Source organism: Cobetia sp. SIMBA_158 (genome assembly GCF_046566945.1).
Classification (GTDB): domain Bacteria; phylum Pseudomonadota; class Gammaproteobacteria; order Pseudomonadales; family Halomonadaceae; genus Cobetia; species Cobetia amphilecti.
Window position 1 is genome coordinate 82,230 of the sequence record NZ_JAWJYL010000012.1, and the last position, 15,243, is coordinate 97,472.

At 58.4% G+C, this 15,243-nt stretch carries 19 protein-coding genes; all 19 read right to left on the bottom strand.

Translation table 11 applies throughout. The features are described 5' to 3' along the window. Positions 1–8: 8 nt before the first annotated feature. Positions 9–548, bottom strand: coding sequence for a 50S ribosomal protein L5 (gene rplE, locus R2R70_RS15750; protein WP_043334844.1), 540 nt, complete (start codon positions 546–548; stop codon positions 9–11). Positions 549–565: 17 nt separating this feature from the next. Continuing rightward, entirely contained in the window at positions 566–883 is a 318-nt protein-coding gene (gene rplX, locus R2R70_RS15755; protein WP_043334846.1) for a 50S ribosomal protein L24, read from the bottom strand. A gap of 15 nt (positions 884–898) precedes the next feature. Next, positions 899–1,270: a 50S ribosomal protein L14 gene (rplN, locus tag R2R70_RS15760; protein WP_043334850.1), complete on the bottom strand. Its 372-nt coding sequence runs from the start codon at positions 1,268–1,270 to the stop codon at positions 899–901. A gap of 50 nt (positions 1,271–1,320) precedes the next feature. After that, a complete protein-coding gene (rpsQ, locus tag R2R70_RS15765; protein WP_043334852.1) occupies positions 1,321–1,581 on the bottom strand; it encodes a 30S ribosomal protein S17 in 261 nt (86 codons plus the stop codon). 1 nt (position 1,582) lies between these two features. Further along, positions 1,583–1,774 (bottom strand): 50S ribosomal protein L29, encoded by a 192-nt coding sequence (gene rpmC / locus R2R70_RS15770; protein ID WP_024950659.1) that lies wholly within the window; start codon positions 1,772–1,774, stop codon positions 1,583–1,585. After that, positions 1,774–2,187 (bottom strand): 50S ribosomal protein L16, encoded by a 414-nt coding sequence (rplP, locus tag R2R70_RS15775; RefSeq protein ID WP_043334854.1) that lies wholly within the window; start codon positions 2,185–2,187, stop codon positions 1,774–1,776. Before rplP ends, rpmC begins: the two co-directional genes overlap by 1 nt. Before the next feature lie 11 nt (positions 2,188–2,198). Continuing rightward, positions 2,199–2,891: a 30S ribosomal protein S3 gene (rpsC, locus tag R2R70_RS15780; protein ID WP_043334856.1), complete on the bottom strand. Its 693-nt coding sequence runs from the start codon at positions 2,889–2,891 to the stop codon at positions 2,199–2,201. Between the two features lie 10 nt (positions 2,892–2,901). Then, positions 2,902–3,234, bottom strand: coding sequence for a 50S ribosomal protein L22 (gene rplV, locus R2R70_RS15785; protein WP_043334859.1), 333 nt, complete (start codon positions 3,232–3,234; stop codon positions 2,902–2,904). Between the two features lie 19 nt (positions 3,235–3,253). Further along, positions 3,254–3,529, bottom strand: a complete 276-nt coding sequence (gene rpsS / locus R2R70_RS15790) for a 30S ribosomal protein S19 (RefSeq protein ID WP_024950655.1) — start codon at positions 3,527–3,529, stop codon at positions 3,254–3,256. A gap of 22 nt (positions 3,530–3,551) precedes the next feature. Continuing rightward, complete coding sequence (gene rplB / locus R2R70_RS15795) at positions 3,552–4,379, bottom strand: 50S ribosomal protein L2 (RefSeq protein WP_043334862.1); 828 nt, start codon at positions 4,377–4,379, stop codon at positions 3,552–3,554. 16 nt (positions 4,380–4,395) lie between these two features. Beyond that, positions 4,396–4,692 carry a 50S ribosomal protein L23 gene (gene rplW / locus R2R70_RS15800; RefSeq protein WP_043334865.1) on the bottom strand — a complete coding sequence of 99 codons (297 nt, stop codon included), beginning with the start codon at positions 4,690–4,692 and terminating at the stop codon, positions 4,396–4,398. Beyond that, complete coding sequence (gene rplD / locus R2R70_RS15805) at positions 4,689–5,294, bottom strand: 50S ribosomal protein L4 (protein WP_054556901.1); 606 nt, start codon at positions 5,292–5,294, stop codon at positions 4,689–4,691. The genes rplW and rplD overlap by 4 nt, the downstream gene beginning before the upstream one ends. 13 nt (positions 5,295–5,307) lie before the next feature. Then, positions 5,308–5,946 carry a 50S ribosomal protein L3 gene (rplC, locus tag R2R70_RS15810; RefSeq protein WP_024950651.1) on the bottom strand — a complete coding sequence of 213 codons (639 nt, stop codon included), beginning with the start codon at positions 5,944–5,946 and terminating at the stop codon, positions 5,308–5,310. A gap of 146 nt (positions 5,947–6,092) precedes the next feature. Further along, a complete protein-coding gene (gene rpsJ / locus R2R70_RS15815) occupies positions 6,093–6,404 on the bottom strand; it encodes a 30S ribosomal protein S10 (protein WP_024950650.1) in 312 nt (103 codons plus the stop codon). 147 nt (positions 6,405–6,551) lie between these two features. Beyond that, positions 6,552–7,745, bottom strand: a complete 1,194-nt coding sequence (gene tuf, locus R2R70_RS15820) for an elongation factor Tu (protein ID WP_054556900.1) — start codon at positions 7,743–7,745, stop codon at positions 6,552–6,554. A 29-nt stretch (positions 7,746–7,774) separates the two neighbouring features. Beyond that, positions 7,775–9,892 (bottom strand): elongation factor G, encoded by a 2,118-nt coding sequence (fusA, locus tag R2R70_RS15825; RefSeq protein ID WP_107335825.1) that lies wholly within the window; start codon positions 9,890–9,892, stop codon positions 7,775–7,777. 18 nt (positions 9,893–9,910) lie between these two features. Continuing rightward, positions 9,911–10,381: a 30S ribosomal protein S7 gene (gene rpsG / locus R2R70_RS15830; RefSeq protein WP_043334878.1), complete on the bottom strand. Its 471-nt coding sequence runs from the start codon at positions 10,379–10,381 to the stop codon at positions 9,911–9,913. A gap of 101 nt (positions 10,382–10,482) precedes the next feature. Beyond that, entirely contained in the window at positions 10,483–10,857 is a 375-nt protein-coding gene (gene rpsL, locus R2R70_RS15835; protein ID WP_107335824.1) for a 30S ribosomal protein S12, read from the bottom strand. A 137-nt stretch (positions 10,858–10,994) separates the two neighbouring features. Next, a complete protein-coding gene (gene rpoC, locus R2R70_RS15840; RefSeq protein WP_410978477.1) occupies positions 10,995–15,236 on the bottom strand; it encodes a DNA-directed RNA polymerase subunit beta' in 4,242 nt (1,413 codons plus the stop codon). Between the last annotated feature and the right edge of the window lie 7 nt (positions 15,237–15,243).

The following is a 15,243-nucleotide window of genomic DNA, read 5'->3' on the forward strand; positions in this document are numbered from 1 at the left end:
ATCCACCCTTATTTCTTGAACGGGAAGTTCAGCGCGCCCAGCAACGCACGACCTTCATCATCGGTGTTGGCGCTAGTGGTGATGGTGATGTCCAGGCCACGAATCCGGTCGATCTTATCATACTCGATCTCCGGGAAGATGATCTGCTCACGCACACCCATGGAGTAGTTTCCACGGCCATCGAAGGACTTCGGGTTCAGACCACGGAAGTCACGAACGCGCGGGATAGCCACGTTCACGAGACGGTCCAGGAAGTCCCACATACGATCGCTGCGCAGGGTCACCTTAACACCGATCGGCCATCCTTCGCGGACTTTGAAGCCAGCGATGGACTTGCGTGCCTTGGTGACGATGGGCTTCTGACCAGAAAGCATCTGGAGATCGGCAAACGCGTTGTCGATCAGCTTCTTGTCAGCGGTGGCTTCACCGATACCCATGTTCAGGGTCACCTTGGTGATGCGGGGAACCTGCATCACATTGGCGTAGCCGAACTGCTCTTTAAGCTGGGCGGCCACTTCGTTCTGATAACGTTCTTTCAAGTTCGCCATGTTGTACCCGACTCGCGTTAGGCGTCGATCAGCTTCTGAGTCGACTTAAAGATGCGTACCTTAGTACCGTCTTCCTGTACCTGGATTCCGACACGATCCGCCTTGCCGGTCTCCTGGTTGAAGATGGCCACGTTGGACGCGTGAATCGGAGCCTCGCGCTCGACGATACCCCCCTGGGTGCCCAGCATCGGGTTGGGCTTGGTGTGACGCTTGATCATATTCACACCGGACACGAGCAGACGCTCACCTTTCAGCACCTTGCTGATGGTACCGCGCTTGCCCTTGTCCTTCCCGGCGATGACGATGACTTCATCGTCACGTTTGATCTTTTGCATATCCGCTTCCGCTCCTTACAGCACTTCGGGCGCCAGGGAAATGATCTTCATGAACTTCTCACTGCGAAGTTCACGGGTAACCGGGCCGAAGATACGGGTACCGATCGGCTGTTCGTTGGTGTTGTTCAACAGAACGGCCGCATTACCGTCGAAGCGGATCACGGAACCGTCATTACGACGGACACCGGCTTTGGTACGAACGACCACTGCCTTCATGACCTGGCCTTTCTTGACCTTGCCACGCGGGATAGCTTCTTTGACGGTGACCTTGATGATGTCTCCAACACGAGCGTAACGGCGGTGTGAACCACCCAGCACCTTGATGCATTGCACCCGGCGCGCGCCACTGTTGTCGGCGACATCCAGCATTGTCTGAGTCTGAATCATCGGTTTTCTCCAAACCTAATCTGACTGCCTGGTGGGAACTGGCCTAGGGATTAACCCTTGGCCTGTTCAACCACCTCGACCAGGGTCCAGGCTTTCTTCTTGGACAGCGGACGAGTCTCGGCGATAGAGACGGTGTCACCGATCCGAGCCTGATTCGCCTCATCATGGGCGTGCAGCTTGGTGGAGCGTCTCAGGTACTTGCCATAGATCGGGTGACGCTCACGGCGCTCGACCATGACAACGATGGATTTTTCCATCTTGTCACTCACCACCTTGCCGGTGAGTGTGCGTGCTTTAGTTTCTTCGGCCATTTTACTCACCTGACTTCTGGTTGAGCACAGTCTTAACCTGAGCAATTTGGCGACGAGTCTGCTTGAGCAGGTGAACCTGGCTCAGCTGGCCTGTTGCCTTCTGCATGCGCAGATTGAATTGCTCACGCAGCAGTTCGAACAACTGCTCCTGGAGCGCCTCGACTGACTTTTCACGGAGTTCTTGGGCTTTCATCACATCACCGTCCGCTTAACAAAGGTGGTGGAGATCGGCATCTTCATAGCGGCCAGGCTAAATGCTTCACGGGCCAGCTCTTCGGATACACCTTCGATCTCGTAGAGGACCTTGCCGGGCTGGATCTGAGCGACCCAGTACTCGACAGAACCCTTACCTTTACCCATACGAACTTCCAACGGCTTGTTGGAGATCGGCTTGTCTGGGAAGACACGGATCCAGATCTTACCGCCACGCTTGACGTGACGAGTGATGGCACGACGGCCAGCTTCGATCTGACGAGCGGTGATACGACCACGGCCGGTGGCTTTCAGGCCAAACTCACCAAAGCTTACCTTGCTTCCGCGATGCGCCAGGCCACGGTTGCGACCTTTCTGCATCTTGCGGAATTTCATACGCTTGGGCTGTAACATCGATTACCCCCTTACTTGCCTTTCTTCTTGGGTGCGGACGCGGGCTGCTTCGCCTTGGCTCGCACCTCTTCGATGCCACCGAGGATCTCGCCTTTGAAGATCCAGACCTTGACACCAATGATGCCGTAGGTGGTGTGAGCTTCGAAGGTGGAGTAATCAATGTCAGCACGCAGGGTGTGAAGCGGAACGCGGCCTTCGCGGTACCATTCGGTACGGGCGATTTCGGCACCGCCGAGACGACCAGAGAGCTGAATCTTGATGCCCTTGGCGCCCAGACGCATTGCGTTCTGCACAGCACGCTTCATCGCACGACGGAACATGACACGACGCTCGAGCTGACCTGCCACATTGGCAGCAACCAGCTTGGCATCGAGTTCCGGCTTGCGAATCTCCTCGATGTTGATGTGGACGGGAACGCCCATCATCTCGGAAACTTCACGACGAAGGCGGTCGACATCTTCACCTTTCTTACCGATCACGATACCCGGACGGGCGGTGTGAATGGTAATACGGGCGTTGTTTGCCGGACGCTCGATGCTGATGCGGCTCACGGAAGCGCTTTTCAGACGCTCTTCCAGGAATCCACGCACCTGCAGATCGTTGTTCAGTTTGTCGGCATAGGTAGCGCCTTCGGCGTACCAGACAGAGGTATGATCCTTGACAATACCCAGTCGGAAACCTGTCGGATTAACTTTCTGACCCATTGGTCGTCTCCTACTTCTCGGCTACCTTGACGGTGATATGACAAGTGCGCTTCAAGATACGATCCGCACGGCCTTTGGCACGTGGCTGGATGCGCTTGAGCGTCATGCCCTCGTCGACACAGATAGTCGAGACGCGAAGCTCGTCAATGTCCATGCCGTTGTTTTCTTCCGCATTCGCGATCGCGGACTGCAGAACCTTGCGAACAATCTTCGCGGCCTTCTTCGGTGAGAAAGCGAGCAGATTCAGCGCCTCGGCGACCGGCTTACCGCGCACCTGGTCAGCCACCAAACGGGCCTTCTGGGCGGATAAACGAGCGCCGCGCAGCTTAGCAGCTACTTCCATCTCTTAAATCCTCTCTGGCTTACCGTTTGGCTTTTTTATCTGCAGCGTGCCCGCGGTATGTGCGGGTGGCAGCAAACTCGCCGAGCTTGTGACCGACCATTTCCTCAGAAACGAGAACCGGGACATGCTGGCGACCGTTATGGACGGCAATGGTGAGCCCGACCATGTTCGGCAGGATCATGGAACGACGCGACCAGGTCTTGATCGGTTTGCGGTCGTTCTTTTCCACTGCTGTCTCAACCTTCTTCAGCAGATGAAGGTCAATAAAAGGACCTTTCTTCAGTGAACGTGGCACAGCCGTTACCCCTCAATATCTGTTACTTGGCCTTGCGGCGACGGACGATAAGCTTATCGGTGCGCTTGTTCTTGCGAGTCTTGTGACCCTTGGTCGGGACGCCCCACGGGCTGACCGGGTGACGGCCACCAGAGGTACGACCTTCACCACCACCATGCGGGTGATCGACCGGGTTCATCGCGACACCGCGAACAGTCGGGCGCACGCCTCTCCAACGCTTAGCACCGGCCTTGCCCAGTTGACGGAGGCTGTGCTCGGAGTTGCCCACTTCGCCGAGAGTTGCACGGCATTCGGACAGCACCTTACGCATCTCGCCAGAGCGCAGACGCAGCGTGGTGTAGTTACCGTCACGTGCCACGACCTGGGCACTGGTACCTGCACTACGAGCGATCTGGGCGCCCTTGCCTGGCTTCAGCTCTACACAGTGAACGGTGGAACCCACCGGGACATTGCGCAGCGGCAGAGCGTTGCCTTTCTTGATCGGTGCGTTAACACCAGACTCGAGACGATCGCCAGCAGAGACACCTTTCGGTGCAATGATGTAGCGACGTTCGCCGTCAAGGTACTTCACCAGCGCGATGTTCGCGCTACGGTTCGGATCGTACTCCAGACGCTCAACGATGGCCGGAATGCCATCCTTGTTACGCTTGAAATCGACCAGACGGTAATGGTGACGATGACCACCGCCGATGTGGCGAGTAGTGATGCGACCATTATTGTTACGACCACCGGACTTTGACTGCTTTTCAAGCAGCGGAGCGTACGCGCGACCTTTGAAAAGTTCGTCATTGACGACCTTTACCAGGTGGCGGCGACCGGCGGAGGTAGGTTTTGTCTTAACAATTGCCATGTTCCGTACTCCTGCCTTACTCGGCGCCAGAGAAGTCTTCGATGGTCTCGCCGGCGGCCAGAGTTACATAGGCCTTGCGATAACCAGCGCGACGACCAACACCGCGAGCGGTGCGCTTGGTCTTGCCTTTCATGTTCAGAACCTGAACACGATCGACTTTCTTACCAAACAGCGCTTCGACGGCTTTCTTGATTTCGGGCTTTGTCGCGTCGCTGGCAACCTTGAACACGTACTGGTTGTTCTCGGCAGCGACCGCGGCCTTCTCGGTCATGTGAGGACCAAGCAGGACCTTGAATACGCGTTCCTGATTCATCCCAGGTTCTCCTCGAACTTGCGCAGGGCAGCGACAGTCATCAGCACCTTGTCGTAACCGACGAGGCTGACCGGGTCAGCGCCAGCGACATTGACGACGTCAACATACGGGATGTTGCGCGCGGCCAGGTACAGGTTGACGTCCTGCTCTTCAGTGACGATCAGCGCTTTCTCAAGGCCCAGTTCCTGGAGCTTGGCGATCAGCAGCTTGGTCTTCGGAGCTTCGACGCTGATAGCATCGACCGCGACCAGGCGATCCTGACGGACCAGCTCGGACAGGATGGAACGCATGGCAGCGCGATACATCTTGCGGTTGACCTTGTGCGAGTGGTCCTGAGGACGCGCTGCAAAGGTCACACCGCCAGAACGCCACAGCGGGGAACGGATGGTACCGGCACGTGCACGACCAGTACCTTTCTGACGCCACGGCTTCTTGCCACCGCCGGACACGTCAGAACGGGTCTTCTGAGCCACGGTACCTTGACGTGCACCAGCCAGATAGGCGGTGACGACCTGGTGAACCAGAGCCTCGTTGAAGTCCTTACCAAAGGTGGCATCGGAGACGTCTACTGCGCCGCCTGCACCTGCAAGATTAAGATTCATCGGTTAATTCCCCTCAGCGAGCTTTCACAGCGGAACGCACGATCACTTCGCCGCCCGGAGCACCTGGAACGGCACCCTTGACCAGCAGAAGATTGCGTTCAGCGTCGACGCGGACCACTTCCAGGCTCTGGACGGTGGAACGGACGTTGCCCATCTGGCCAGCCATCTTCTTACCTTTGAAGACGCGGCCCGGGGTCTGACAGTTACCGATGGAACCCGGCGCGCGGTGCGACAGTGAGTTACCGTGGGTAGCGTCTTGGGTGCGGAAGTTCCAGCGCTTAACTGCGCCCTGGAAACCTTTACCCTTGGAGGTGCCGGTCACGTCAATCTTTTGACCAGCTTCAAAGAGGGATACGGTGAGTTCGCCGCCCACTGCAGGAGCTTCGTCGCCTTCGTTCAGGCGGAATTCCATCAGGGTACGGCCAGCCTCAACACCCGCCTTGGCATACTGACCAGCAGTTGCCTTGGTGAGGTGCTTGGCTTTACGAGAGCCAGTTGTCACCTGAATAGCATTGTAGCCGTCAGTCTCGAGAGACTTGATGGTCACGATGCGGTTCGGCTCAACTTCAATCACGGTAACCGGCACAGAGGCGCCAGCTTCGGTGAAGACACGGGTCATCCCGGCCTTCTTACCGACTAAACCGATAGACATGTTCAGTCTCCTTTAGTGTACGGGGCTGTCACCCGCTATGGCTGCCCTTTCCAGAGCATTCCACTAGCACATTGTATGACGCCATCCCGGCGTGGCGGCTGCTGCTCTATCAGTGAGAGCGCTGGGCCGCAGTGACTAGTGAGGTATCAGTCAACCTTGATCTGGACGTCCACACCGGCAGCCAGGTCAAGCTTCATCAGCGCGTCGACAGTCTTCTCTGTCGGCTCGACGATGTCGAGAACGCGCTTGTGGGTACGAATCTCATACTGGTCACGCGCGTCCTTGTTGACGTGCGGAGAGACCAGGATGGTGTAACGCTCGCGACGGGTCGGCAGCGGGATCGGGCCACGAACCTGAGCACCGGTACGCTTTGCAGTTTCAACGATCTCTGCAGAGGACTGGTCGATCAGACGGTGGTCGAATGCTTTCAACCGGATGCGAATCTTCTGGTTTTGCATTGCCCAAAACTCCAATGGATGTCGACGGCGTAGGCCGTCACCCACGCATTCAAAGGATGCGCATTATAGGCAGACTGACATCAGGTGTCAAACATGCGAGAAAAGGGGGCCCATCAGGGCCCCCTTCTGTGTCAGGTAAGGAGAACCTTACTCGACGATTTTGGCCACGACGCCAGCGCCGACGGTACGACCGCCTTCACGGATAGCGAAACGCAGACCATCTTCCATGGCGATCGGAGCGATCAGAGACACGACCATCTGGACGTTGTCGCCCGGCATGACCATCTCGACGCCTTCCGGCAGCTCACAGGTACCAGTGATGTCAGTGGTACGGAAGTAGAACTGCGGACGATAGCCTTTGAAGAACGGAGTGTGACGACCGCCTTCTTCCTTGGACAGGACGTAGACTTCGGCTTCGAACTTGGTGTGCGGCTTGATGGAGCCCGGCTTGGCCAGAACCTGGCCACGCTCGACGTCATCACGCTTGGTGCCGCGCAGCAGGGCGCCGACGTTTTCGCCAGCACGACCTTCGTCCAGCAGCTTGCGGAACATCTCGACACCGGTAACGGTAGTCTTGGTGGTGTCACGCACGCCGATGATCTCGATCTCTTCGCCAGTCTTGACCAGACCACGCTCGATACGGCCAGTAACAACGGTACCGCGGCCAGAGATGGAGAAGACGTCTTCGATCGGCATCAGGAACGGCTGGTCGATAGCACGCTCCGGCTCCGGGATGTACGCATCCAGGGCCTTGATCAGGTTGGCAACGGCGGTAGTACCCATGCCGTTGTCGTCCTTGCCTTCCAGAGCCATCAGGGCAGAGCCGATGATGATCGGAGTGTCGTCGCCCGGGAAGTCGTACTCACTCAGGAGTTCACGAACTTCCATCTCGACCAGCTCGAGCAGTTCTTCGTCATCGACCATGTCAGCCTTGTTCAGGAAGACAACGATGAACGGAACGCCGACCTGACGGGACAGCAGGATGTGCTCGCGAGTCTGCGGCATCGGGCCGTCAGCAGCGGAACAGACCAGGATAGCGCCGTCCATCTGGGCAGCACCGGTGATCATGTTCTTGACGTAGTCGGCGTGACCCGGGCAGTCGACGTGCGCGTAGTGGCGCTCTTCGGACTGATATTCCACGTGAGCGGTGGAGATGGTGATACCACGCTCACGCTCTTCCGGGGCGTTATCGATGGAGTCAAACGCACGCGCGTCACCACCGAAAACTTCTGCAGAGACACGAGTCAGTGCCGCAGTCAGAGTGGTCTTGCCGTGATCGACGTGACCAATGGTGCCGACGTTGACGTGCGGCTTCGAACGCTCAAATTTTTCCTTAGCCACTGCTATAACCTCTTTCGTTAGCTAATCGGTTACTTCTGGTTGATGACGGCTTCGACGATGCTGTTCGGCGCTTCGTCGTATTTCGCAAACTCCATGGAGTAGCTTGCGCGGCCCTGGGTCTGTGAGCGCAGGTCGGTCGCATAACCGAACATCTCACCCAGCGGCACCAGTGCATTGATGATCTTGCCTGTGGAAGAGTCATCCATGCCCTGAACGAGACCACGACGACGGTTCAGGTCGCCCATGACGTCACCCATGAAATCTTCAGGGGTTACGACTTCGACTTTCATGAGCGGCTCAAGCAGCACTGCACCCGCTTTCGGGGCACCGGCCTTGATCGCCATGGAAGAGGCGACCTTGAACGCAGTCTCGTTGGAGTCGACGTCGTGGTAGGAACCATCGAACAGCGTGACCTTGACGTCGATCATCGGATAACCGGCGATGACACCATTCTTGAGCTGCTCAGCGGCGCCCTTCTCGACGGCCGGCACGTATTCCTTCGGAACAGCACCACCGACGATTTCGGACACGAACTTGAAGGTCATTTCTTCGTCGTCGCCCTTGTCCTCTGCAGTCAGAGGCTCAATGCGGACCCAGACGTGACCGAACTGACCACGACCACCGGACTGACGAACGAACTTGCCTTCCTGCTCGACCTTGGTACGAATGGTCTCACGGTAAGCCACCTGCGGCTTGCCGATGTTCGCCTCGACATTGAACTCGCGACGCATGCGGTCGACGAGGATGTCCAGGTGAAGCTCACCCATACCGGAGATGATGGTCTGGCCAGACTCTTCGTCGGTCTCGACGCGGAAGGACGGATCTTCCTGGGCCAGCTTGCCCAGTGCGATACCCATCTTTTCCTGGTCAGCCTTGGACTTCGGCTCGACGGCAACGGAAATCACCGGCTCCGGGAATTCCATGCGCTCAAGGACGATCTTGTGATCCGGGTCACACAGGGTGTCACCGGTGGTCACGTCTTTCAGACCGATGCATGCCGCGATATCGCCAGCATACACTTCCTTGATCTCCTCACGAGAGTTGGAGTGCATCTGGACGATACGACCGACGCGCTCCTTCTTGCTCTTGACGGAGTTGAAGACACCATCACCAGACTTCAGCACGCCCGAGTAGACGCGAATGAAGGTCAGGGTACCCACGAACGGATCGGTCGCGATCTTGAACGCCAGCGCCGCGAACGGAGCCTTGTCGTCAGCTTCGCGGGTCTCGATGGTGCCGTCCTTGTCGTCAAGCTCACCTTCGATGGCCTTGACTTCAAGCGGAGACGGCATGTACTCGATGACCGCATCCAGAACTGCCTGGACACCCTTGTTCTTGAAGGCAGAACCACAGGTCACGAGGCAGATTTCGTTGGCCAGGGTACGCTGACGCAGCGCAGCCTTGACTTCTTCCTCGGACAGCTCGCCTTCTTCAAGGTACTTGTCCATCAGCTCTTCGGACGCTTCAGCAGCAGACTCGAGCATGTGTTCACGCCATTCGGCAGCTGTATCTTGCAGCTCGGCCGGAATGTCGATCAGCTCGTAGTTCATGCCGTGGTTGTCTTCGTCCCAGACAATGGCCTTCATCTTGATCAGGTCGATGACGCCCTTGAACTCGTCTTCCGCACCCCAGTTGATCTGGATCGGGACGGCGTTCGCGCCCAGGCGCTTGCGCACCTGCTCGACGACCATGAAGAAGTCCGCGCCAGCACGGTCCATCTTGTTGACGAAGATCATGCGCGGAACTTCGTAACGGTTGGCCTGACGCCAGACAGTCTCTGTCTGCGGCTGGACACCGGAAGAAGCACACAGCACCACGACCGCACCATCGAGAACACGCAGTGAACGCTCGACTTCAACAGTGAAGTCAACGTGCCCCGGAGTATCGATGATGTTGATACGGTGCTCGTCGAACTGCTTGCTCATGCCCTGCCAGAAGCAGGTGGTTGCCGCAGAGGTTATCGTGATGCCACGCTCCTGTTCCTGCTCCATCCAGTCCATGGTGGCAGCACCATCGTGGACTTCGCCGACCTTGTGAGACAGGCCGGTATAGAACAGGACGCGCTCGGTAGTGGTAGTCTTACCGGCGTCGACGTGGGCACAGATACCGATGTTGCGGTAACGCTTAAGTGGAGTCTTGCGTGCCACGGTGAGTATCCCCGTTGTTTAGAAGCGGTAGTGGGAGAAGGCCTTGTTGGCTTCTGCCATGCGGTGCACGTCTTCACGCTTCTTCACAGCAGAACCCTTGCCTTCAGCGGCATCCAGGATCTCGCCAGAGAGGCGCTGCACCATGGTCTTTTCGCCGCGCTTGCGCGCAGCGTCCACCAGCCAACGCATGGCCAGTGCCTGACGACGGGAAGGACGAACTTCAACCGGCACCTGGTAGGTTGCACCACCAACACGACGGGACTTCACTTCGACCATCGGCTGGATGGCTTCCAGCGCCTTGTCGAAGAGGTCCAGCGGCTCGTCATTGGAGCGTTCGGCAACACGATCGAGAGCACCGTAAACGATGCGCTCAGCTGCAGACTTCTTGCCGCTGATCATCAGGTGGTTCATGAACTTGGCCAGGCGCTCGCTTCCGAACTTCGGATCCGGCAGGATTTCGCGCTTAGCTGCTACACGTCTTCTAGGCATGATAAGCCCTCAGTAGAAGGGTCCTTCAGGTAAACCCGGGACGCCTCGCGTTGGACGCGACGCCCGACCTTACTCTTATCAGACCGATATTAAACTTTGAATTACGCCTTCGGACGCTTGGCGCCGTACTTGGAACGACCTTGCTTACGACCTTGAACGCCAGAGGTATCCAGTGCACCACGAACGGTGTGGTAACGGACACCCGGCAAATCCTTCACACGACCGCCACGGATCAGAACAACAGAGTGTTCCTGAAGGTTGTGACCTTCACCGCCGATGTACGAAGAAACTTCGAAGCCGTTGGTCAGACGAACACGGCAAACCTTACGGAGTGCGGAGTTCGGCTTCTTCGGGGTAGTAGTGTATACACGGGTACACACGCCACGCTTCTGCGGACATGCCTGCAGCGCAGGGACGTCGCTCTTGGACGCCTGACGCTTGCGCGGCTTGCGCACGAGCTGGTTAACGGTTGCCATTTGCTTGCTCCAATGGGTTGTACTGCCTTCCAACGACAGGACAGGATTCACCCGCCCTATTGTTAAAGGCTGCATATTCTAGGGCTTGGGCCACAAGGGCGTCAACCCCGCCGTCAGAGACGGCGGGGCTCAAGACCTCAGAGGTCGTCGTCGTCCGCGTCTAGCGCAGTCAGCTGGGCACCCAGCTCCTGCTCGACGTCCTGTGCCGACGGGGCCGGTGCGAGCGGCAGGCCATCGCGACGGCGGCGACGCTCGTCGTGATAGGCCAGGCCAGTACCCGCAGGAATCAGGCGACCGACCACGACGTTCTCCTTCAGACCACGGAGATAATCGCGCTTGCCGGTGACAGATGCCTCGGTCAGAACTCGCGTGGTTTCCTGGAAGGACGCCGCGGAGATGAACGATTCAGTTGCCAGGCTCGCCTTGGTGATACCGAGCAGGATGCGATCGAACTTGGCCGGGAACTTGCCGTCCGCCTCGAGTCGCATGTTTTCTTCGACGACACGGGCGTATTCCACCTGGTCGCCCGTGATGAAGGTGGAATCACCAGAGTCGGTAATCTCCACCTTGCGCAGCATCTGACGCACGATCACTTCGATGTGCTTGTCGTTGATGCCGACACCCTGGAGGCGATAGACCTCCTGGACTTCGGTGGTGATGTACTTGGTCATTTCCGCGACGCCGAGCAGACGCAGGATATCGTGCGGGTTGCTCGGGCCATCGGAGATGACCTCACCCTTCTCGACCGTCTCACCTTCGAACACGCTGATCTGACGCCACTTCGGAATCAGAAGCTCGAACGGATCGCCTTCCGCCGGAGTGATGGTCAGACGACGCTTGCCCTTGGTTTCCTTGCCGAAGGTCACGGTACCGGAGATCTCGGCCAGGATGGCCGGCTCTTTCGGACGACGTGCTTCGAACAGGTCGGCAACGCGCGGCAGACCACCGGTGATGTCCTTGTTACCGGACGCTTCCATCGGGATACGTGCGATGACGTCACCCACGCCGACGGCTGCGCCATTCTCGGCGGACACCACGGCATTGCCCGGCAGCAGGTACTGGACCGGCGTGTTGGAGCCCGGCAGTGTCACGTGCTTGCCGCTACCGTCTACCAGCATGATCATCGGACGCTTGTCACGTGCCGCGGACGGACGTGAAGCGCTCTCGATGATCTCGATGGAGGACAGGCCGGTCATTTCATCGGTGGTACGGTTGATGGTCTGGCCATCTTCCATATCCGTGAACTGCACCTGACCCGCAACTTCCGCGACGATCGGGTGGGTGTGCGGATCCCACTTCGCCACGGACTGACCGGAAGAGACCGAGTCGCCATCGCGCACGGACAGTTCAGCACCGTACGGCAGCTTGTAGAATTCGCGCTCACGGCCTTGCGCATCGGCCACGGCCAGTGCACTGGAACGCGAGACGACAATCAGCTTGCCATCGGCACGCTCAACCGACTTGATGTTGTGCAGACGTACGCTGCCACCATGCTTGACCTGGACGCTATCCACGGCAGATGCCCGCGAAGCGGCACCACCGATGTGGAAGGTACGCATGGTCAGCTGGGTACCCGGCTCACCGATGGACTGTGCCGCAATGACACCGATGGCTTCACCGACGTTGACCTGATGGCCACGCGCCAGGTCACGACCGTAACAGGCCGAGCAGACACCGTGCACGGTTTCACAACCGATGGTGGTACGCACGATGATCTCATCGACGCCCATGGTATCGAGCTGTGCACACCAGGCTTCGTCGAGCAGCGTGCCGCGTGCGATCAGGACCTCATCAGAGACCGGATCGACCACGTCCTGCGCCACGACACGACCCAGCACACGCTGGGACAGCGGGACGATGATGTCGCCGCCTTCGATGACCGGGTGCAGAATCAGACCTTCCTGAGTGCCGCAATCCGCTTCGGTGATGACCAGATCCTGGGCAACATCGACCAGACGACGGGTCAGGTAACCGGAGTTGGCGGTCTTCAGTGCCGTATCCGCCAGACCCTTACGGGCACCGTGCGTGGAGATGAAGTACTGGAGTACGTTCAGACCTTCACGGAAGTTGGCGGTGATCGGCGTCTCGATGATCGAGCCATCCGGCTTGGCCATCAGGCCACGCATACCAGCCAGCTGACGAATCTGTGCGGCGGAACCACGCGCACCGGAGTCGGCCATGATGAAGACGCTGTTGAAGGAGTCCTGCTCCATCGGATTGCCGTCTTCGTCATTGACCACTTCGCCTTTCCAGTTGACGACGGTCTCTTTCGAGATACCTGCCATCATCTCCTTGGCGACACGGTCGTTGGCACGCGCCCAGATATCGATGACCTTGTTGTACTTCTCGCCCGCGGTCACGAGACCGGAGGAGAACTGGTCTTCGATCTCTTTCACTTCGTCTTCGGCCGCGTCGATGATGACCTTCTTCGCGTCCGGGATGACGAAGTCGTTGACGCCGATGGAGGCGCCGGACCAGGTCGCGAGACGGAAGCCGGTGTACATCAGCTGGTCAGCGAAGATGACGGTGTCCTTCAGACCGACACGACGGTACGCCTCGTTGATCAGACCGGAGATGGCTTTCTTCTTCATCACCTGGTTGATCAGCTCGAACGGCATGCCCTTCGGCAGAATGCGGAACAGCAGTGCGCGACCGATGGTGGTGTCGTGCAGGGACGTCTTCTCGTACAGCTCGCCGGACTCTTCGTCCTTGAGCGTCTCGGTCAGACGGACCTTGACCATCGCGTGCAGGTGAGCGCTGTGCGTACCGAAGGCACGCTCGACTTCACCCAGGTTCGCGAAGGCCATGCCCTCACCCTTGGCACCGATCTTCTCGCGGGTCATGTAGTACAGACCCAGCACGACGTCCTGGGACGGCACGATGATCGGCTCGCCGTTGGCCGGCGACAGCACGTTGTTGGTCGACATCATCAACGCACGCGCTTCCAGCTGGGCTTCCAGCGTCAGCGGTACGTGGACAGCCATCTGGTCACCATCAAAGTCGGCGTTGTACGCAGCGCAGACCAGCGGGTGCAGTTGGATGGCCTTGCCTTCGATCAGCAGCGGCTCGAACGCCTGGATACCCAGACGGTGCAGAGTCGGGGCACGGTTCAGCAGCACCGGGTGCTCGCGGATGACGTCGGCGAGGAAATCCCAGACTTCCGGGGCTTCGCGCTCGACCATCTTCTTGGCGGCCTTGATGGTGCTGGCGTGACCGGAGGCCTGCAGCTTGGCGTAGATGAACGGCTTGAACAGCTCAAGCGCCATCTTCTTCGGCAGACCACACTGGTGCAGACGCAGGGTCGGGCCGACGGTGATGACGGAACGACCGGAGTAGTCGACACGCTTGCCCAGCAGGTTCTGACGGAAACGACCCTGCTTGCCCTTGATCATGTCGGCCAGCGACTTCAGCGGACGCTTGTTGGAACCGGTGATGGCGCGACCGCGACGACCATTGTCGAGCAGTGCATCCACGGATTCCTGCAGCATGCGCTTCTCGTTGCGCACGATGATGTCCGGCGCATTGAGGTCGAGCAGACGCTTGAGGCGGTTGTTGCGGTTGATCACACGACGATACAGATCGTTCAGATCCGAGGTCGCGAAGCGGCCGCCGTCCAGCGGTACCAGCGGACGCAGGTCCGGCGGCAGCACTGGCAGCACTTCCATGATCATCCAGCCCGGCTTGTTGCCGGAATAGTAGAAGGCTTCCAGCAGCTTGAGGCGCTTGGACAGCTTCTTGATCTTGGTCTCGGAGTTGGTCTGCGGAATCTCTTCACGCAGGCGCTCGACCTCTTCTTCCAGCTCGATGTCCTCGAGCAGCGCCTTGATGGCTTCGGCACCCATGCGGGCGTCGAAATCATCACCGAATTCTTCCAGCGCTTCGAAGTACTGCTCATCGTTGAGCAGATGACCCTTCTCGAGGGTCGTCATGCCCGGATCGATGACCACGAAGCTTTCGAAGTACAGCACGCGCTCGATATCACGCAGAGTCATGTCGAGCAGCATGCCGATACGGGACGGCAGAGACTTCAGGAACCAGATATGCGCGACCGGGCTCGCCAGTTCGATGTGAGCCATACGCTCACGACGCACTGCCGCCTTGGTCACTTCAACGCCACACTTCTCACAGATGATGCCGCGATGCTTCATCCGCTTGTACTTGCCACACAGGCACTCGTAGTCCTTCACCGGGCCAAAGATCTTGGCACAGAAAAGACCATCACGTTCCGGCTTGAATGTCCGGTAGTTGATGGTTTCAGGCTTCTTCACTTCACCAAAAGACCACGAGCGAATCATGTCCGGAGACGCCAGGGTAATCTTGATGGCGTCGAATTCTTCGGACTGCGCCTGCGATTTGAGAACTTTCACCAAATCTTTCATGGGTCGC